We start from the raw sequence: 18,163 nt of genomic DNA on the forward strand, positions 1-18,163 counted from the left end.
CTCCCCGAGCCGTGCTCAAGCCCGGCTCGGGAGGCTGGTCCCGGCGACGACGACCGGAGGAAAAGATGCGCACCGTCCGTATCCACGCGTTCGGGGGCCCGGAGGTCCTGCGGGCCGAGGAGACCCCCGTCCCGAGCCCCGGCCCGGGGCAGGTGCTCATCGCCGTCGAGGCGGTGGGCGTGGGCTTCGCCCAGACCCAGATGCGGCGGGACGCCTTCCCCGCCCCCATGTGGCGGCCGTCCTTCCCGATCGTGCTGGGCGGCGACGTCGTCGGCACGGTCGCCGCCCTCGGCGCGGGAGTGACCGGCCTGGGGGAGGGCGACCGGGTGGGCGCCTTCACCCTGCACGGCGCGTACGCCGAGTACGTCGCCGTGGACGCGGACACCGTCCTGCCGGTCCCCGCCGGGATGGACGCGGCCACGGCCACCGCCCTCCCCGGCTCGGGCCCCATCGCGATGGGCGTCCTCGCCACCGCCGCCCTGCGGCCCGGCGAGAGCGTCCTGGTGCACGCCGCCGCCGGCGGCATCGGCCACCTCGCCGTCCAGGCGGCCAGGGCGGCCGGCGCGGGCCGGATCATCGCCACCGCCGGCTCCGCGGCCAAGCTCGACTTCGTACGGGAACTCGGCGCCGACGTCCTCGTCGACTACTCCCGCGACGACTGGCCGGACCGGGTCCGGGAGGCCACCGGAGGCCAGGGCGTCGACATCGTCCTCGACAGCGTCGGCGGCGAGGGCCTGCGGACCGGCATCGGCCTCCTCGCCCCCTTCGGCCGGCTCGTCTTCTACGGCTCCTCCGCGGGCGGCCGCGCGCTGCCCGCCGTCTCGCCCATGGAACTCATCGGCATGCGGTCCCTCACCTGCTTCGCCCTGGGGCAGTGGCGCACCAGCCGCCGCCGGACCTACCTGGACCACCACGACACGCTGGTCCGCCACCTCACCGACGGCACGGTCCGGCACGCGGTCCACGCCGCGCTGCCCCTCGAAGAGGCCGCGAAGGCCCACGAGACCGTCGAGTCCCGCGCCCACACCGGCCGGGTGGTGCTGCTGACGGGCCGGACCGGCTGAACCGCCCCGCGCCCCCGCCCCCGGCCGCCTTTCCCACGCTAGGAGCACACCCATGCCGTCCGCCGCACCCGTCCGCCTCGCCGTCATCGTCGGCAGCACCCGCGAGGGCCGCGTCGGCCCCGTGGTCGCCGACTGGATCGCCCGCCGGGCCCGCGCCCGCGACGACATCGCCGTCGACGTCGTCGACATCGCCGAGGCCCGGCTGCCCGCCGTCCTGACACCGCCCGACGAGCACGGCCGCCACGCCTCGCCCGAACTCCGCGCCTACGCCGAACGCGTCGCCGCCGCCGACGTCTTCGTCGTCGTCACCCCCGAGTACAACCGCGGCTACCCCGCCGCCCTCAAGCACGCCGTCGACTCCCTCTACACGGAGTGGCAGGCCAAGCCCGTCGCCTTCGTCGGCTACGCGGGCGGCCTCTCCGGCGGCATGCGCGCCATCGAGCAACTGCGGTCCGTCTTCGCCGAACTGCACGCCGTCCCGCTGCGCGACAGCGTCAACTTCCCGCACGTGTACGGCCGGTTCGGCGAGGACGGCGAACCGGTCGACGCGCCGGAGGCCGAAGCCGCCGCCAAGAAGCTGCTCGACCAGCTCCTGTGGTGGGCGGACGCGCTCCGCGAGGCCCGCGCCCGGCGGCCGTACGTCGCCTGACCACGCACCGCCCCGGCCCCGGTGACCGGGCTTCGAGCCGTTTTCCAGGCCCTGTCCGCAGGGTGTGAGAAGCCGACGGCGGTCCCCCCTCCCCACGGGAGCGGCGGGGCGGAACCGCCGCGCGAGACGAGAGGGAAGAGACGTGACGTTCAGCTGCAGGCACGGTGGATCCGGGGCGAACGGCCCTGCGGGGGGCCTCCGATGAGCCGCCGCGTGGTGATCACCGGCATCGGGGTCCGCGCCCCCGGCGGGTCCGGCACGAAGGCGTTCTGGGACCTGCTCACCGCCGGGCGCACCGCCACCCGGCGCATCTCCTTCTTCGACCCGGCCCCCTTCCGGTCCCAGGTGGCCGGCGAGGTCGACTTCCGGCCCGAGGACGAGGGCCTGACGCCGCGCGAGATCCGCCGGATGGACCGGGCCACCCAGTTCGCGGTCGCCTGCGCCCGGGAGGCGGTGGCCGACAGCGGCCTGGAGTTCGGCGGCGTCGACCCGTACCGGATCGGCGTCAGCCTCGGCAGCGCGGTCGCCTCCGCGACCAGCCTGGAGAACGAGTACCTGGTCATGTCCGACCGGGGACGCCAGTGGCGGGTCGACCCCGGCTACCTGTCCCCCCACATGTTCGACTACCTCAGCCCCGGCGTGATGCCCGCCGAGATCGCCTGGGTGGCCGGTGCCGAGGGCCCGGTCACCATGGTCTCCGACGGCTGCACCTCAGGACTCGACGCTGTCGGCCACGCCGTACAGCTCATCCGCGAGGGCGGCGCCGACGTCATGGTCGCCGGAGCCGCCGACACCCCGATCTCCCCGATCGTGCTGGCCTGCTTCGACGCCATCAAGGCCACCACGACCCGCAACGACGACCCCGCGCACGCCTCCCGGCCCTTCGACGCCTCCCGCGACGGCTTCGTCCTCGCCGAGGGCGCCGCCGTCTTCGTCCTGGAGGAGTACGCCACCGCACGGGCCCGCGGCGCGCGGATCTACGCCGAGATCACCGGCTACGCCACGCGCTGCAACGCCTACCACATGACCGGACTGAAGCGGGACGGCCGCGAGATGGCCGAGGCGATCCGGGTCGCGCTCGACGAGGCCCGCATCGACCCGACGCGCATCGACTACGTCAACGCCCACGGCTCCGGCACCAAGCAGAACGACCGCCACGAGACCGCCGCCTTCAAGCGCAGCCTCGGCGACCACGCCCACCGGGTGCCGATCAGCTCCATCAAGTCGATGGTCGGGCACTCCCTCGGCGCGATCGGCTCCCTGGAGATCGCCGCCTGCGCCCTCGCCATCCGCGACAACGTCGTGCCCCCCACGGCCAATCTGCACGACCCGGACGCCGAGTGCGACCTCGACTACGTGCCGCTGACCGCGCGCGAACAGCGGGTGGACACCGTCCTCACCGTCGGGAGCGGCTTCGGCGGCTTCCAGAGCGCGATGGTGCTGCGCGCCCCGGAAGGAGCCGCCGCATGACCGCCCGCACGGTGATCACCGGAATCGGCGTCACGGCCCCCAACGGCCTGGGCACCGAGACCTACTGGAAGTCGGTCCTCGCGGGCCACAGCGGCATCGGCCGGGTCACCCGCTTCGACGTCTCCGGCTACCCCGCCACCCTCGCCGGGCAGATCGACGACTTCGACGCCGCCGAGCACCTGCCCAGCCGGCTGCTGCCGCAGACCGACCACTCCACCCGGCTCGGCCTCACCGCCGCCGCCTGGGCCCTCACCGACGCCGCCGTCTCCCCGGGCGACCTCGCCGACTACGACATGGGCGTCGTCACCTCCAACGCGCTGGGCGGCTTCGACTTCACCCACCGCGAGTTCGCCAAACTCTGGGGAAAGGGACCCGAGTTCGTCAGCGTCTACGAGTCCTTCGCCTGGTTCTACGCCGTCAACACCGGCCAGATATCCATCCGGCACGGCATGCGCGGCCCCGGTGTCGCCCTCGTCGGCGAACAGGCCGGCGGGCTCGACGCCCTCGGCTACGCCCGCCGGGGCATCCGCCGGGGCACCCCCCTCATGCTCGCCGGCGGCGTCGACTCCGCCCTCGACCCGTGGGGATACGTCGCCCAGCTCTCCGACGGCCGCGTCACCGCCGAGACCGACCCGGCCCGCGCCTACCTGCCCTTCGACAGCCTGGCCTCCGGGCACGTGCCCGGCGAGGGCGGCGCGATGCTCGTCCTGGAGGACGAGGAGCGCGCCCGCGCCCGGGGCGCCGAGCGGGTGCACGCCGCGCTCACCGGCTACAGCTCCACCTTCGACCCCGCGCCCGGCTCCGGCCGCCCGCCGGGACTGCGCCGCGCCGCCGAGAACGCCCTCGCCGACGCCGGACTGGCCCCCGCCGACATCGACGCGGTCTTCGCCGACGGCGCCGGCGCCCCCGAACTCGACGCCGCCGAGGCCGACGCCCTGCGCGCGGTCTTCGGCCCGGACGGGGTGCCCGTCACCGCGCCGAAGGCCCTCACCGGGCGCCTGTACGCGGGCGGCGGCCCGCTCGACGTCGTCACCGCGGCCCTCGCCATCCGCGACGGCGTCGTCCCGCCCACCCCGGCGGCGGGCCCCGTTCCCGACGGCTACGGCATCGACGTCGTCCGCGGCGAACCCCGCGAACGGCGGGTCCGCCACGCCCTCGTCCTCGCCCGGGGCCGCTGGGGCTTCAACTCGGCCGTCGTGGTCAGCGCCGCCGGCGAGCGGTAGTCCGGCCCTTCCACGGACCCTTCGCAAACCTTCAGGGCCCTTCGAGAGCCCGTCGTGAGCCCTTCGTACCGACCAAGGAGAGAACACCCATGGCACAGATCACCGTCGACGACATCCGCCGCATCCTCGTCGCGTGCGCGGGCGGCATGGAGGGCCTCGGCCCCGACGCCGACATCACCCACCTCACCTTCGAGGAGCTGGGCTACGACTCGCTGGCCCTGATGGAGAGCGCCGCGCAGATCAAACAGGACTTCGGGGTGGACGTCTCCGACGACGAGATCACCGAGGTCACCACCCCCAAGGAACTCGCCGACCTGGTCAACGGCCTCGTCACCCGCGCCGCCTGACACCCCGTCCGCACCTTTCCCCTTCCCCGAGCCCGCCCGAGGAGCGCGACCGCATGACACCGCGACGGCACACCGCCGAGCACACCCTGGACGTGGCCGCCCGCCCCGAGGTCCTGTACGAGCTGGTGGCCGACGCCGCCGCCTGGCCGGCCGTCTTCGGCCCGACCGTGCACGTACGGCACCTGGAGCGCGGCGACCGCGCCGAACGGTTCCGGATCTGGGCCACCGTGAACGGCGCCGTCTCCGACTGGACCTCCCGCCGCACCCTGGACCCGGAGGGCCTGCGCGTCACCTTCCGGCAGGAGCGCAGCCGGGCCCCGATCGCCGCCATGGGCGGGGAGTGGCGCTTCGAACCCCGGCCGGGCGGCGGCACCCGCCTCGTGCTGCTGCACGACTTCGCCGCCGAGGACGACGACCCGGAGACGGTGCGGTGGATCCGGGCGGCGCTCGACCGCAACAGCGCCGCGGAACTGGACGCCCTGGCCCGGGTGGCCGAACTCGGCCACCCCGCCCGGGAGGTGGTCCTCACCTTCACCGACACCCTCCGCTTCCCCGGCGCGGTCTCCGACGCGTACGCCTTCGTGCACCGCGCGGACCTGTGGGCGCGGCGGCTGCCGCACGTCAGCCGGGTCCGGCTGACCGAGGAGCCGCCCGGCGTCCAGGACCTGGAGATGGACACCGTCACGGCGGACGGCTCCGCGCACACCACCCGCTCGGTGCGGGTCTGCGAGGAGCCGTCGTGGATCGCGTACAAGCAGCGGATCACCCCGCGCCTGCTGCTCGGGCACAGCGGACTGTGGGAGTTCGCGCCCGGCGGGGACGGCACCACCGTCGCCACCGCCCGGCACACCGTGCTCCTCGACCCGTCCGCCGTGCCCGAGGTCCTCGGCGCGGGCCGCACCCTCGCCGACGCCCGCGCCCACGTCCGCGACGCGCTCGGCCGCAACAGCCTCGCCACCCTGCGGCACGCCGCCGCCTTCGCCGCGTCCGCGTCCGAGTCCGCGTCCGAGTCCGCGTCCGGGGCCGGGACTTCGGCCTGACGCCCCCATCCGAGGAGATCCCTTGAGCATCACCGCAGACTTCGCCTCCCTCACCGAACTCCACTCCCTGGTCCAGCACTTCTACGCCCATCAGATGCACCACCTGGACGAGCGCCGGTTCGAGGAGTACGCCGCCACCTTCACCGAGGACGGCGAGTTCCAGCACTCCCCGGGCGTCGAGCCCGCCCGGGGCCGGGCCGGGATCGTCGACGAACTCGTCCGGTTCCACAAGAAGTTCGACGGCGACCCGGTGCGCCGCCGGCACTGGTTCAACCAGACCGCCCTGGACCCGCGCCCCGACGGCACCGTCCGCTCCACCGTGTACGCGCTCGTCGTCACCGTCCGTCCGGGCGGCAAGCCGGAGATCAGCCCCAGCTGCACGGTCCACGACGTGCTGGTCCTCGACGGGGGGAGGCCCGCGCTCAAGTCCCGGACCATCAGCCATGACCAGGTCTTCTGACCCGGACGTGACGGAACCGGCGGGGGCGACGGGACCCCTAGGACCGGCAGGACCCGTGGGACCCGGTGCCTCGCCGGTCGTGCCGGAGCGCGGGCCCGGTGCGCCGGGCGGCACCGGCCGGCCCGCCCGCCTGGACACGGCGGCCGCGCTGCTGCGCGCGGCCGCCCGCCGGGACCTCCCGCCCGCCCTCGCCCGCACCGCCGCCGCGGACCCGCGCCTGCCCGCCCGCGCGGCGGCCGCCGCCGGTTTTGCCGACAGCGCCCTGCGGGCCGTCCTGGCGGCGGTCCTCGCCGGGCGGGGCGGCGAGCGGCCCCTCGGCTCCCCGGGCACCCGCACCGCCGTCGCCGGGGCCTTCGCCGACCTCCTGGCCGCCGACGCCCTCGTCCGGACGGCCGCGCGCGGGGGACACCTGCTGCCCGGCGCCGCCGGGCCGTGGACCACCGCCGCCGACCACCTGGTGCCCCGGCTGCTCCCGCGCGCCACCGCCGGCCTCCTCGCCGCCCTCGGCGCCGACTGGCTCCGCCAGGAGCACCGGCACGGCGTCTTCCACCGCCACCTCCAGCACCTGGAGACCACCGTCAGGCCCGGCCCGCCGCCCACTCCGCCGCCCCGCGCGGCCGGGGAGCCGCCGGACGCGCTCTTCACCCCGGGCGGGCCGCTGCCGCCGCCCGCCCCCCACCGGCCCGGGGCCGTGCCCGGTCCCGATCCGCTCGCCGGAGCGCTGCGCATGGCCGCCCGGCGGGCGGCCGGGCCCCACGCGCCGGCCCTGCGCGACCGGTTCGCGCTCCTCGGTGCGGCCTTCGACGGGCTCGGGGACGGGGACGGGGACGGGGACCCGGTCCGGGCGGGTGCGCTGGGGGAGCGGTACGCCCTGCTCGTCTCGGCCGCGTCCTGCGCGGGCGTCTGGGCCGCGGCGACGGCCCGTGACGGGGCCGGGTTCCTCGCCCACCCGGCGTGGCTGCTCACGGCCCTCGACCGGACCGCGACCCGCCTCGGCCTCGACGGGCCACGCCCCGCCGCCCCGGACCCGGACCGGGCCCGCCTCCTCCTCGCCGAAGCGGTCGCCCGCGTCCGGGGAGGGCTCGCCCTCGGCCTGGGCGCGGCGCCGTCGGCCGGGGGCCGGCGGCCCGCCGCGGCCCCATGACGGCCCCGCCGCCGCTGCACGCGCCGGGACCCGGCGGCGCCTGGACCGGCGCCCTGCTCCGGCACCTGGACGACGACGGGTACGCCCTGCTGTACGGCCGAGCCGGGGACTGGCCGGCGGCCGACCCCCGCACCGCCGCGCGGGCCTTCCTCGCGCACGCCGCCGCGACCGTCCTGCGGGTCGCGCCCGACGTGCCCGAACTCGCCCGCGAGCCGGGCGGGAAACCGTACCTGCGGGGCTGCCCCGGCCTGGAGGTGAGCCTCAGCCACTCCGGCGCCTTCCTCGCCCTCGGCCTCAGCCGCCTCGGCCGGATCGGCGTCGACGCCGAGGCCGAGGACCGCCCGCTGTACGGACGGCCCGTCACCCGCGAGGTGTTCACCGCGCCGGAGCGGGCCGCGCTGCGCCGCCTCCCCGAGGCCGGGCGGAACGCGGCGGCGGTGCGCCTGTGGACCCTCAAGGAGGCGTACGGCAAGGCGTGGGGACTGGGCCTGAGGCTGCCCGCCCGGTCCTTCGGCTTCGCCGTCCCCGCCACCGCCGGGACCACCGTCCCGCTGCACCGCCCGGACGGCACCCCGGTCGCCGACCGGGGCTGGCGCTTCGTCACCCACCGCACCCCCTGCGGCTGGAGCGTCGGCGCGGCCCTCGCGGCCCCGCCGCCCGCGCGCCCACCGCCCCCGGAGCCGGTACGACCGGATCTCGTACGACTCCGATCCCCGGGGCCCGTACGGCCGGATCCCGCGCCCCCGCGCCCCGTCCCGCACCCCCTTCCTCATCCCCTTCCCCTTTCCCTTTCCCACCCCCGTTCCGTATCCCGTCCCGGTGATCCGCGCGGCGGCGACGCCCGCGCGGGGGCCGGCCGCATCCCAGGGAGTCCGCAGTGACCACCCGTTCCACCAGTCCTTCGGCCGCGCGGCTCCAGGAAGTCGCGGAGGGCGTCTTCGCCTATGTGCAGCCCGACGGCGGCTGGTGCCTCAACAACGCCGGGCTCGTCGTCTCCGACGGGCGGGCCGCGCTGGTCGACACCGCCGCCACCCGGGTCCGGGCGCGGGCCCTGAAGGAGGCCGTCGCCCGGGTCTCGCCCCGCCCGCCCGCCCACGTGGTCAACACCCACTCGCACGGCGACCACACCTTCGGCAACGAACTGTTCGCCGCCGACGCCGTGATCGTCGCCCACGAGGCCGCCCGTGCGGAGATGGCCGCGGCCGGCCTGCACCTGACCGGCCTGTGGCCCGGCGTCGAGTGGGGCGGGCCGACCGTGACCCTGCCGGACCTCACCTTCCGGGACCGGCTCACCCTGCACGTCGGCGCGGTCCGCGCCGAACTCGTCCACCTGGGGCCCGCGCACACCGCGGGCGACACCGTCGTCTGGCTCCCCGAGCGGAAGGTGCTGTTCGCCGGTGACCTCGTGATGTCGGGGGCGACGCCGTTCTGCCTGATGGGGTCCGTGGCGGGCACCATCGACGTGATGGCGCGGCTGAGGGGGTTCGGGGCCGAGACCGTCGTGCCCGGGCACGGCCCCGTGGGCGGTCCCGAACTGCTCGACGCCACCGAGGGGTACCTGCGGCGCGTCCAGGAGCTGGCCGCGGAGGGCATCGGGGCCGGGATCGGCCCGCTGGAGGCGGCGCGCGGGGCGGACCTCGGTCCGTACGCCGGTCTGCTCGACTCCGAGCGGATCGTGCCCAACCTGCACCGGGCGTACGCCGAGGCGCGGGGCGCGACCCCCGGCGAACCGATGGACGTCGGCCTGCTGTTCTCCGAGATGGTCGCCCACCACGGCGGACTCCCCGCCTGCCACGCGTAGGCCCTGTCCGGCTGATCCACGAAGATCCGCCGGGGACGGCCCGGCCACCCGGCCCGTCCCCGGCGGAACCGGGGGCGGGCCGGAAAAATTCCTCGGCGGCGGAAGAACGGCCGGATCTCGCGAGCTCTGGCGCTTTTGACACCTCAGGCCGTAAGGACATGACATTTTGCCCGCGCGGCACTTCGGGTGTGCGCGGGCTGATCTACTGTTGAGAGGTCGGGAGAAACCTGAATGGCATGGTCGACTGAACGACACCATGGGAGTCATCCAATGCGGTTCAACCTAATCGGGCCATTCGAGATCATCACGGATGAAGGCCGCTCCTATCTGCCCAGCACACCGAAAGTGTGTCAATCCCTGGCTCTGCTCCTCACCAGGCCCAACGAGACGGTGAGCTCGGACCTTCTCATCCGGGAAATCTGGGGCGAAGCACCTCCGAAAAGCGCTCTGACGACCCTTCAGACCTATATCTATCACGCGCGTAAATTATTTGTCAGCGAAGGGGTGATGGCACCTGAACGTACCCTCCTCGTAACCCGGGCGCCCGGATACGTCATTCAGGTGGATGACGACGAGGTGGACGTCAAGATATTCGAGAATCTCATCACGCGCGGACAGACCGCACTGCATTCGGGCGAACCGGAACGGGCCGTCGGACTCCTGCGTCAGGCGCTCGCCCTGTGGCGGGGACCCGCGCTCTCCAACATCCCCGCCGGGGACGTCCTCACCGGCCGCATCGTCCACCTGGAGGAGCTGCGCATCAGGGCCCTCCAGCTCCGCATCGAGGCCGAGACCCAGCTCGGCCGGCAGCGCGACGCGATTCCGGAACTCTCCGTGCTCGTCAACGAGTACCCGCTCAACGAGTGGTTCCACGGCCAGCTCATCTCCGCCCTCAACCAGTCGGGCCGCCGGGCCGAGGCGCTCCAGGCCTACCGCACCCTGCACCGCATCCTCGACCGCGAACTGGGCCTGGAACCCTCGCCGGAACTCCAGCGGCTCCAGCTCGCGGTGCTGAACCCCCCGTCGTCCCCCCACCCCTCCCCGGCGCGCCGTGTCCCCTCTCCGCACGGCCACCGCACGGCCACCGCCGTATGAGACGCACCACCGGCCTGGCGCCGGGCGTGCCGACGGCCACGACCGCCCCCGCGGGGGGCCGGCCGTGGCCGTCGGCGTACCCGGAACCAGGCCGCCCCGTGAGGAGACGGCCCGTGCCGGACAGGGCCTAGACGCGCGGTCCGCCGGCCAGCCGGGCGTACGCGCTCGCGGCCGGGGCCCACTGGAGACCGCTGTGCCCCGCGCCGCAGTTCACGTCGCGCCAGTGCCGCTGGAGGGGCTCCGCCTCGGCCTGGCCCCGGGTGCCGGCGGTGCGCAGCAGCCCGTCGACCACCCCGGCCAGCCGCTCGGCCGCCAGCGCGCAGTCCCGGGCGTTCCGCGCCGTCTCCAGGCCCGACACCGCGCCCCGGTCGACGACGCCCGCCGCCCGGCCGAGCAGCAGCCCCACCGCGTCCAGCTCGCCCTCCGCCCGCGCCAGCGCCTGCTCGTACGGGCCGGGATCGGGCCCGCCGGAGATCGCCCCGCCCGGCGCCGCCAGCTTCGCCGCGGTCAGCTCCCGCCAGCGCCGCAGCGCGCCGCGCGCGGCCCCCAGGAGCGGCGCCGCGAGCGTCAGCCCGTTGCCCGCCTTGAGCGGCGCCCGGTGACAGGGCGCGGACGCCCCCTCCGCGTCGCCCCGCAGCACCGAGGCCAGCGGCACCGACCGCTCGTCCGGCACGACGACGTCCTCCAGCACCACGGTGTGGCTGCCGGTGCCGCGCAGCCCGACCACCGACCAGGCGTCGACGACGGCGTGGTCGGCCCGGGGCACCGCGAGCACCCGCACGGTCGGATGGTCCGCCTCCCGCGTGCGCGCCGCGACCAGGGTCCAGTCGGCGAAGTCGACCCCGCTGACGTAGGCCCACTCGCCCCGGACCCGCCAGCCCCCGGGGACCCGCTCGGCCGTCCCGGCGGGCATCAGCCCGGCCACCACCACCGTGCCGGGGCCCTTCTCCCACACGGCGGCCCGGCCCTCCGGCGGCAGGTGCGCCGTCATCCGGCCCGCGCTCGCGGTGACCGAGGCGACCCACGCCGCCGACGCGCACTCCTCGCCGAGGACGGCCACGGCCTCCACCAGTTCGGCGAACGTGCCGGGGGAGTGGCCGGGCGGGCCGGGGGCGAAGTGGTGCGGGAAACCCGCGTCGGTCAGGGCCTCGGCCACCTCGGGGTGCAGCCGGCGCCGTTCCTCGGCGGCCGGGGCGTGGGCGGCGGCCAGCGGCGCCATGCCGCGGGCCGCCGTGGTCAGGGCCGACTCGTGTGCCTGGAGCATGGTGGACCTTTCTGCCGCGACGTCGCGGCCCGGCGCGGGCGTCAGGAGTTCTTCCTCGCGTAGTCGCGGACGGACTCCGCGATGTAGCGGACCATCTCCTCGGTCAGGCCCGGGTAGACCCCGACCCAGAAGGTGTGCCCGGCGACGATGTCGCTGTTGGTGAGCGTGCCGCTGACCCGGTGCGGCCGGTCGAGGTAGGCCGGGTGGCGGGTGAGGTTCCCGGCGAAGAAGCGCCGGGTGCCGATCTTGCGGCTCTCCAGGAAGGCCACCAGGCCCTCCCGGGTGTAGCCCGCGCCGGGCTCGACGGTCAGCGCGAAGCCGAACCAGCTCGGGTCGCCGCCCTCGGTGGCGCGCGGCGGGATCAGTCCCGGCACGCCGTCCAGCGCCTCCCGCAGCAGGCTCCAGTTGGCCCGGCGGGCCGCGCCGAACGCGTCGAGCCGGGAGAGCTGGCTCAGCCCGAGCGCGGCCTGGAGGTCGGTGGACTTCAGGTTGTAACCGACGTGCGAGAAGATGTACTTGTGGTCGTAGCCGTGCGGCAGCGTGCCCATCTGGTAGTCGAACCGCTTGAAGCAGCGGTTGTCCTCGCCCGGCTCGCACCAGCAGTCGCGGCCCCAGTCGCGCATCGACTCCACGATCCGGGCCAGCGCCAGGTTGTCGGTCAGGACGCAGCCGCCCTCGCCCATCGCGATGTGGTGGGCCGGGTAGAAGCTGGTGGTCGAGACGTCGCCGAAGGTGCCGGTGAGCCGGCCCCGGTAGGTCGAGCCGACCGCGTCGCAGTTGTCCTCGATCAGGAAGAGGCCGCGCTCCTCGGCGAGCCGGGCGACCTCCTCGACGGCGAAGGGGTTGCCGAGCGCGTGCGCGATCATGATCGCCTTGGTGCGGGGGCCGATGGCCGCCTCGATCCGCTCGACCGTGGTGTTGTAGGTGCCCAGCTCCACGTCGACGAAGACCGGCACCATGCCGTTCTGGATGATCGGGTTCACGGTGGTAGGGAAGCCCGCCGCGACGGTGATCACCTCGTCGCCGGGCACCATCCTGCGGTCCTCCAGCTGCGGCGAGGTGAACGCCGACAGCGCCAGCAGGTTCGCCGACGAGCCCGAGTTGGCCAGGTGCGCCTTGCGCAGCCGGAAGTAGCGGGCGAACTCCCGCTCGAACCGCCGCGAGCTGACCCCGGCCGCGATCCGCATGTCCAGCGCGGCCTCCACCAGGGCGACCCGGTCCGCCGCGTCGAACACCGCGCCCGAGGGCCACACCGCCGTCACGCCCGGCTCGAACTCCTTCTCCTCCGTGCCGTGGTAGTCCCGCACCTGCTCCAGGATGCGGGCCTTGGCGTCCTTCATCGGTCCTCGCCTTCCGCGGCGTCTCGCGCCGGTCGTGGAGCGGGCCGCGCCTCGCGGCCCGCGCTCCGGTGGACATCTGCGATCAGCTCCGCCTGCCGGACGATCGCGTCGCCGGTCGTGCCGGCCCCCGCCGCGACGGCCCGTACGAAGGCGTCGACGGTGCCCGCGCACTGGTCGAAGGGCTCCAGTTCCAGCCGCTCGGTGCCGTCGGCGCGCTCCACGACCACGGTCGTCGGGAGGTCCGCGGGCGGGGTGAAGGCCCGGTCGACGGTGAGCCGTCCGGCGCTGCCCACCACCTCGTACCGGGACGTGTAGTGGTGCTCCATGCCGAAGTACACCTGCGCGGTCACCCCGCCGGGCCCGGCCAGCAGCGCCGTGCCGGACACGTCGACCTCGCGCGCGCCGTCGGTCCGCAGGGTCGCGCCGACCACGCCGAGCCCGTCGCCGAGCAGGAAGCGGGCGGCGCGCAGCGGGTACGACCCGACGTCGAGGAGCGCGCCGCCGCCGAGCTCCGGCCGGTAGCGGATGTCGTCCGCGGGCCGGGGCGGGATCGCGAACGCCGCGATCAGCGCGCGCGGTTCGCCGATCGCGCCCTCCCGCAGCAGCCGCCGCACCCGGTGGTGGCGGGGGTGGTGGACGAACATGACGTTCTCCCGCAGCACCAGGCCCGCCGCGCGGGCCGCGCCGACCAGCCGCACGGTGTCCGCCACCCGCGTCGTCAGCGGCTTCTCCGCCAGCACGTGCTTGCCGGCCGCCAGCGCCCGCTCCACCCACGGGGCGTGCAGCGCGGCCGGCAGCGGGACGTACACCGCGTCCACGTCGGGGCGGGCGAGCAGCGCCCCGTACCCCTCCACCGGATCGCCGCCGAACACGCCGGTGACGCGGGCGGCGCGGGCGCCGTCCCGGCTGGCCACCGCCGCCAGGCGCACCCCCGGCACGCCCGCCAGGGCCGGCAGCACCCGGCGGACCGCGATGTCGGCGCAGCCCAGCACGCCCAGGCGCACCGGCCGGCCGGTCACGGCGGCCCCGCTCACCGCAGGTACCGCAGGCACGTCAGCAGGTTCCGGGCCTCGACGTTGACCTGGCCGCCGTGCCGGATCAGGGCGCCGAGCTGCTCGGGCGTCATCCAGACGAAGCCGTCGCCCGGGTCGAGCGGCACGTCCTCGGCCTCCACCGCCATGTAGCGGTTCTCGGCGTGGTGGAAGCGGCCGCCCTCCTCGGAGTGGACGACGTCCAGGGTGACGCGGGACGGCGGCGCGTGGAGCACGTCGTCGAGGAAGCGCGGCCGCCGCCCGGCGGGCAGCCGGCGGTGGTTCTCCGGGGCGCACTGCACGGTCGGGCCCAGCTCCAGCACGTCGCGGGAACCGGCCTCGGTCCTGGCCTGCGCAAGGACGTGCGGCACGCCGTCGACGGCGCGGGTGAGGAAGGCGACGACGCCCCGGGAGGCGGGCGCGAGCATCGGCTGCGACCAGCGGCTCACCTCGCGGCCCTCCGCCTCCACGTCCACGCCGACCACCGAGAAGTAGAGGCCCTCCTCGTGCTCCACCCGCCCGCCGCCGACGGACCAGCCCGCGACCTCGGAGAGCGGCAGGCGGCGGCGCTCCAGCCGGCGCGTCACCCGCTCCTCGGTGAACCAGCTGAGGAGCTCCGCCATCCGGTGCAGCCCGCGGTCCTCGGCGCCCTCCGGGCCGAACCGCCCCCCGTACGCGCCGGGCAGGCCGGACAGGACGGTCCGGGTGTCCATGTTGACGAGGTTGTCCTCCCGCAGCAGCCCGCCGATCTGCTCCAGCGTCAGCCAGCAGAAGTCGTCCCGGAGCGGGATGTCCTCCGTCGTCTCGACGATCATGTTGCGGTTCCGCTTGCCCAGGAACCACGAGCCCTGCTCGGACTGGAGGGAGTCGAAGACGACCCGGCCGCGGCGCGGCGCCAGGAAGTGGTCCAGGTAGGGCACCGAGCCGCCGCGGTGGACCCGGGTGAAGTTGCTCCGGGTCGCCTGCACCGTCGGCGACAGCTGGAGCAGGTTGATGTTCCCCGGCTCCATCTTGGCCTGGAGCAGGAAGTGCGGGACGCCCCCGAACTCCTTGACCAGGATGCCCAGGATGCCGGACTCCGGCTGCACGATGATCGGCTGCTGCCAGGACCCGACCTCCCGGTGGTCGGTCTCCACCCCGAGCCCCTCGACGGTGAAGAACCGTCCGCTGGAGTGCCGCAGGTCGTGCGTGACCGGGTCGAAGGACCAGCCGTCGAGGCGGTCCAGCCGGGTCAGGGTGACCACGTGCCGCTGGGCCCGCCCGCGCTCGGCGAACCAGCCGTGGACTTCGGACAAGTGCCGGAACACGGCAGCCTCCTCGAAGGATGGGGTGCGTTCTCGTGAGGGGAGGCCGGGCGGCGGCTCGCGGCTCCCTCGGTCCCGCCCAGGGTTCGCCACCGCCTTCGAGATCCGCTCGAAAGCGCGTGGGCCCGGGTCGCGCCCCGCCTACGAGGGGGGGACAGGGGTACGGGGCGCCGCGCGGGGCGGGTTCGAGCGAGGCTCGAAGGGCGGCGCCGACGATGCGCCCATGAAGATTCTTTTCGTGGGAGGCAACGGCGCCGGGACGATCTTCCCGGACGTGCCGCTGGCCCAGGCGGCCCGCAACGCGGGCCACGAAGTGATCATGACGGGCCCCGAGATCACCATGTCCGCCATCCTCGGCTCGGGCATCCCCGCCGTCTCCGTGACCGAGCGCACGATCCAGGACTGCCGGGTGAACCGGGAGGGCGTCCTCGTCCCGACACCGGCCGGCGGCCCCGAACGCAACATCGCCATCGGGCGCATGTTCGGCAGGCTCGCGGCGCACTCGCTCGACGGCCTGCTCGAACTGGCCGACCGCTGGCGCCCCGACCTCGTGGTCAGCAACGTCCTCGCCTACGCGGGCCCCCTCGTCGCCCACCACGCCGGCGTCCCCTGGGTCCGCTTCGCCACCGACATCGGCGAACCCCTCTCCATCGACCTCGCCGCCGCCGCCGAACTCGCCCCCGAGATGGAGCGCCTCGGCCTGACCGCGACCCCGCCGCCGGCCTTCTCCGTCACCGTCATGCCGCAGAGCGTCCGCCCGCCCACCGCCCCCGTGGCCCTGCCGCTGCGCCACATCCCGTGCAGCACGCAGAGCGCCCTCGAACCCTGGATGTACACCAAGGGCGACCGGCCCCGCGTCCTGGTCAGCGCGGGCAGCCGGGTCACCCCCGACGACGACTTCGAGCTGCTCAGCGGCCTCGTCGAAAAGGTGGCCCCGCTCGACATCGAGCTGCTCATCGCCACCCCCGACGACGTCGCCGCCCGGCTCGACCTCCCCGCGGGCGCCCGCGCCGGCTGGCTGCCGGTCGACGTCCTCGCCCCGACCTGCGACGTGATGGTCCACCACGCCGGCGGCAACATCACCCTCACCTGCCTGGCCAACGGGGTGCCGCAGGTCTTCGTCCCGTACCTGCCGGGACTGGAGGAGCACAGTGCCCGCATCGCCGAGCGGGGCGCCGCCCGGCTGGTCGACCCCGCCGACCACGGCGCGGCCGACATCGCCGGCGCCGTCCGCGACCTCCTGGAGGACCCGTCGTACCGGGCCGAGGCCCGGCGGCTGCGCGACGAGACGGCCGCGATGCCCACCCCCGCCCGGGTGGTGGAGGAACTGGAACGCCTGGCCGCCGCCCACCGGGAATCCACGGCCGCGAAGTGAGGGGGCCCCACCGTGCGTGTCGCACCGACGGCCGTGCCCGGCGCCTACGTCATCACCCCGGACCGACTGGCCGACGACCGGGGGACGTTCCACGAGTCCCTGCGGACCGACCTGCTCGCCGAGGCGATCGGCCGCCCCTTCCTGCCCCGGCAGATCAACTACTCCGTCTCGCACCGCAACGTCCTGCGCGGACTGCACGGCGTCGCCCTCCCGCCCGGCCAGGCCAAGTACGTCTCCTGCGTGCGCGGCGCGCTGCGGGACGTCATCGTCGACCTGCGGACCGGCTCGCCCGCCTTCGGCACCCACGCCGTGACGGAGCTGGACGCGGAGTCCGGCCGCTGCCTCTTCATCCCCGAGGGGGTGGCCCACGGCTTCCTCAGCCTCGCCGACGACACCTGCATCTGCTACGTCGTCTCCACCACCTACGTACCGGGGACGCAGATCAACATCGACCCCCTCGATCCGGACCTGGACCTGCCGTGGGGCTTCACCGAACCGCCGCTGATCTCCGACCGGGACGCCGGGGCGGCCTCGCTGCGCGAGACGCTCGCCGCGGGCGTCCTCGCCGAGTGGCGGGGGTGAGCCGGTGACGGGCACCTCGGTCGTCGTCCTCGGCGCCACCGGCTTCCTCGGACGGCACCTCTGCGCCGCCTTCGACGCCGCGGGCGCGCGGGTGACGGCGGTCTCCCGCAGGCCCCCCGACGGCTCCGCCCCGCCGCCCGCGCGGCGCCGGGAGCACTTCGACCCGCTGGACGGGCCGCCGGACCGGCTCGCCCGGCTCCTCGACGACGTCGCGGCCGACACGGTCGTGAACGCCGCGGGCCGGGTCTGGGGCGCCACCCCGCGCCAGCAGGAGGCCGCCAACGCGGACCTCGTCGGACTGCTCCTGGACAGCGTCGCCGCCGTCCCCCGGCGCCCCCGCCTGATCCAGCTCGGCACCATCCACGAGTACGGCCCCGGGACCGCCGGCCGGCCGTTCGCCGAGGACGGCCCGCCCGCGCCCGACACCGCCTACGGGCGGACCAAGCTGCGCGCCTCCCGGACCGTGCTGGACGCCGCCGGGACCCCGGGCGCCGACGGCGTGGTCCTGCGGATCTCCAACGTCTGCGGGGCCGGCGCGCCCCCCGGCAGCCTGCTCGGCGCCCTCGCCGCCCGGCTCACCGCGCACCGGGGACCCGGCCCGATGGAGCTGGACCTGCCCCCGGCGACCGCCTGGCGGGACTTCGTCGACGCCCGGGACGTCGCCGACGCGGTCGTCGCCTGCGCCCGCGCCCCCCGCGCGCGCGTGACCGGCCGGATCGTCAACGTCGGCAGCGGGCGGGCCGTCCTGGTGGAGGACGTGATCGACCGCCTGGTCGAGCTGAGCGGCGTCCCGGTCCGCCGGACGGCCACCGCGCCGCCCGCGCCCGGCGCCGGGCCCGGCGGCTCCGCCAGCTCCGCCGCCGCCTGGCAGGCCCTGGACGTCGCCCTCGCCGGGCGGCTCCTCGACTGGCGGCCCCGCCGCGGCCTGGACGACTCGCTGCGCGCCCTGCTCGCCGGGGCCTGACGCGGCAGCC

18 protein-coding genes and 1 pseudogene are annotated in these 18,163 nt (G+C 75.5%); 15 read left to right on the forward strand and 4 right to left on the reverse strand.

What is annotated here, in order from left to right; all coding sequences use genetic code 11:
* The first annotated feature begins 65 nt into the window (after positions 1 to 65).
* The 12 genes and pseudogenes from IE219_RS10470 to IE219_RS31680 all read left to right on the forward strand — a co-directional run bounded on the left by IE219_RS10470 (position 66) and on the right by IE219_RS31680 (position 10,293).
* A complete protein-coding gene (locus tag IE219_RS10470; RefSeq protein WP_189976311.1) occupies positions 66 to 1,064 on the forward strand; it encodes a quinone oxidoreductase family protein in 999 nt (332 codons plus the stop codon).
* Between the two features lie 52 nt (positions 1,065 to 1,116).
* Positions 1,117 to 1,713, forward strand: coding sequence for an NADPH-dependent FMN reductase (locus tag IE219_RS10475; RefSeq protein ID WP_189976312.1), 597 nt, complete (start codon positions 1,117 to 1,119; stop codon positions 1,711 to 1,713).
* A gap of 201 nt (positions 1,714 to 1,914) precedes the next feature.
* Positions 1,915 to 3,183, forward strand: a complete 1,269-nt coding sequence (locus IE219_RS10480) for a beta-ketoacyl-[acyl-carrier-protein] synthase family protein (RefSeq protein ID WP_189976313.1) — start codon at positions 1,915 to 1,917, stop codon at positions 3,181 to 3,183.
* Entirely contained in the window at positions 3,180 to 4,406 is a 1,227-nt protein-coding gene (locus IE219_RS10485) for a ketosynthase chain-length factor (protein WP_189976314.1), read from the forward strand. The genes IE219_RS10480 and IE219_RS10485 overlap by 4 nt, the downstream gene beginning before the upstream one ends.
* Before the next feature lie 89 nt (positions 4,407 to 4,495).
* Positions 4,496 to 4,753, forward strand: coding sequence for an acyl carrier protein (locus tag IE219_RS10490; RefSeq protein ID WP_189976315.1), 258 nt, complete (start codon positions 4,496 to 4,498; stop codon positions 4,751 to 4,753).
* A gap of 53 nt (positions 4,754 to 4,806) precedes the next feature.
* Entirely contained in the window at positions 4,807 to 5,793 is a 987-nt protein-coding gene (locus tag IE219_RS10495) for an aromatase/cyclase (RefSeq protein WP_189976316.1), read from the forward strand.
* 22 nt (positions 5,794 to 5,815) lie between these two features.
* Positions 5,816 to 6,253 (forward strand): nuclear transport factor 2 family protein, encoded by a 438-nt coding sequence (locus tag IE219_RS10500; protein ID WP_189976317.1) that lies wholly within the window; start codon positions 5,816 to 5,818, stop codon positions 6,251 to 6,253.
* Positions 6,254 to 6,308: 55 nt separating this feature from the next.
* On the forward strand, positions 6,309 to 7,397 hold the full coding sequence (locus IE219_RS10505) for a hypothetical protein (RefSeq protein ID WP_189976318.1): 1,089 nt from the start codon (positions 6,309 to 6,311) through the stop codon (positions 7,395 to 7,397).
* Positions 7,394 to 8,278: a 4'-phosphopantetheinyl transferase family protein gene (locus IE219_RS10510; RefSeq protein WP_189976319.1), complete on the forward strand. Its 885-nt coding sequence runs from the start codon at positions 7,394 to 7,396 to the stop codon at positions 8,276 to 8,278. The genes IE219_RS10505 and IE219_RS10510 overlap by 4 nt, the downstream gene beginning before the upstream one ends.
* Positions 8,275 to 9,198 (forward strand): MBL fold metallo-hydrolase, encoded by a 924-nt coding sequence (locus tag IE219_RS10515; protein WP_189976320.1) that lies wholly within the window; start codon positions 8,275 to 8,277, stop codon positions 9,196 to 9,198. The genes IE219_RS10510 and IE219_RS10515 overlap by 4 nt, the downstream gene beginning before the upstream one ends.
* A gap of 270 nt (positions 9,199 to 9,468) precedes the next feature.
* Positions 9,469 to 9,741 (forward strand): annotated as a pseudogene (locus tag IE219_RS31675) (AfsR/SARP family transcriptional regulator); the annotation flags it as partial.
* 18 nt (positions 9,742 to 9,759) lie between these two features.
* Positions 9,760 to 10,293, forward strand: a complete 534-nt coding sequence (locus tag IE219_RS31680; RefSeq protein ID WP_229849714.1) for an AfsR/SARP family transcriptional regulator — start codon at positions 9,760 to 9,762, stop codon at positions 10,291 to 10,293.
* A gap of 127 nt (positions 10,294 to 10,420) precedes the next feature.
* Here IE219_RS31680 and IE219_RS10525 read toward each other — a convergent pair whose 3' ends face one another.
* The 4 genes from IE219_RS10525 to IE219_RS10540 are packed head-to-tail and all read right to left on the reverse strand — an operon-like array spanning position 10,421 to position 15,235.
* The gene (locus tag IE219_RS10525) at positions 10,421 to 11,557 is read right to left on the reverse strand and encodes an acyl-CoA dehydrogenase family protein (RefSeq protein ID WP_189976322.1); all 1,137 of its coding nucleotides are present in this window, start codon (positions 11,555 to 11,557) and stop codon (positions 10,421 to 10,423) included.
* Positions 11,558 to 11,598: 41 nt separating this feature from the next.
* Positions 11,599 to 12,897, reverse strand: coding sequence for a lipopolysaccharide biosynthesis protein RfbH (rfbH, locus tag IE219_RS10530; RefSeq protein WP_189976323.1), 1,299 nt, complete (start codon positions 12,895 to 12,897; stop codon positions 11,599 to 11,601).
* A complete protein-coding gene (locus IE219_RS10535) occupies positions 12,894 to 13,949 on the reverse strand; it encodes a Gfo/Idh/MocA family protein (RefSeq protein ID WP_229849693.1) in 1,056 nt (351 codons plus the stop codon). The genes rfbH and IE219_RS10535 overlap by 4 nt, the downstream gene beginning before the upstream one ends.
* Positions 13,928 to 15,235, reverse strand: coding sequence for an NDP-hexose 2,3-dehydratase family protein (locus IE219_RS10540; protein ID WP_189976324.1), 1,308 nt, complete (start codon positions 15,233 to 15,235; stop codon positions 13,928 to 13,930). Before IE219_RS10540 ends, IE219_RS10535 begins: the two co-directional genes overlap by 22 nt.
* Before the next feature lie 220 nt (positions 15,236 to 15,455).
* Between IE219_RS10540 and IE219_RS10545 the strand changes: the two genes are divergently transcribed.
* Genes IE219_RS10545 through IE219_RS10555 form a run of 3 tightly spaced genes read left to right on the forward strand, consistent with a single transcriptional unit; the run spans position 15,456 to position 18,153 of the window.
* Positions 15,456 to 16,607, forward strand: a complete 1,152-nt coding sequence (locus tag IE219_RS10545; RefSeq protein WP_189976325.1) for a nucleotide disphospho-sugar-binding domain-containing protein — start codon at positions 15,456 to 15,458, stop codon at positions 16,605 to 16,607.
* A 12-nt stretch (positions 16,608 to 16,619) separates the two neighbouring features.
* On the forward strand, positions 16,620 to 17,189 hold the full coding sequence (locus tag IE219_RS10550; protein ID WP_189976326.1) for a dTDP-4-dehydrorhamnose 3,5-epimerase family protein: 570 nt from the start codon (positions 16,620 to 16,622) through the stop codon (positions 17,187 to 17,189).
* Between the two features lie 4 nt (positions 17,190 to 17,193).
* Positions 17,194 to 18,153 carry an NAD-dependent epimerase/dehydratase family protein gene (locus IE219_RS10555; protein WP_189976327.1) on the forward strand — a complete coding sequence of 320 codons (960 nt, stop codon included), beginning with the start codon at positions 17,194 to 17,196 and terminating at the stop codon, positions 18,151 to 18,153.
* The last annotated feature ends 10 nt before the right edge of the window (positions 18,154 to 18,163 follow it).

This window comes from Streptomyces termitum (genome assembly GCF_014650175.1).
Classification (GTDB): Bacteria; Actinomycetota; Actinomycetes; order Streptomycetales; family Streptomycetaceae; genus Streptomyces; species Streptomyces termitum.

What these genes read in the sequence shown, in the direction of transcription:
- IE219_RS10470 (WP_189976311.1), top strand. Translation starts at nt 66, where the DNA reads ATGCGCACCGTCCGTATCCACGCGTTCGGGGGCCCGGAGGTCCTGCGG.
- IE219_RS10475 (WP_189976312.1), top strand. Translation starts at nt 1,117, where the DNA reads ATGCCGTCCGCCGCACCCGTCCGCCTCGCCGTCATCGTCGGCAGCACC.
- IE219_RS10480 (WP_189976313.1), top strand. Translation starts at nt 1,915, where the DNA reads ATGAGCCGCCGCGTGGTGATCACCGGCATCGGGGTCCGCGCCCCCGGC.
- IE219_RS10485 (WP_189976314.1), top strand. Translation starts at nt 3,180, where the DNA reads ATGACCGCCCGCACGGTGATCACCGGAATCGGCGTCACGGCCCCCAAC.
- IE219_RS10490 (WP_189976315.1), top strand. Translation starts at nt 4,496, where the DNA reads ATGGCACAGATCACCGTCGACGACATCCGCCGCATCCTCGTCGCGTGC.
- IE219_RS10495 (WP_189976316.1), top strand. Translation starts at nt 4,807, where the DNA reads ATGACACCGCGACGGCACACCGCCGAGCACACCCTGGACGTGGCCGCC.
- IE219_RS10510 (WP_189976319.1), top strand. Translation starts at nt 7,394, where the DNA reads ATGACGGCCCCGCCGCCGCTGCACGCGCCGGGACCCGGCGGCGCCTGG.
- IE219_RS10525 (WP_189976322.1), bottom strand. Translation starts at nt 11,557, where the DNA reads ATGCTCCAGGCACACGAGTCGGCCCTGACCACGGCGGCCCGCGGCATG.
- rfbH (WP_189976323.1), bottom strand. Translation starts at nt 12,897, where the DNA reads ATGAAGGACGCCAAGGCCCGCATCCTGGAGCAGGTGCGGGACTACCAC.
- IE219_RS10545 (WP_189976325.1), top strand. Translation starts at nt 15,456, where the DNA reads ATGAAGATTCTTTTCGTGGGAGGCAACGGCGCCGGGACGATCTTCCCG.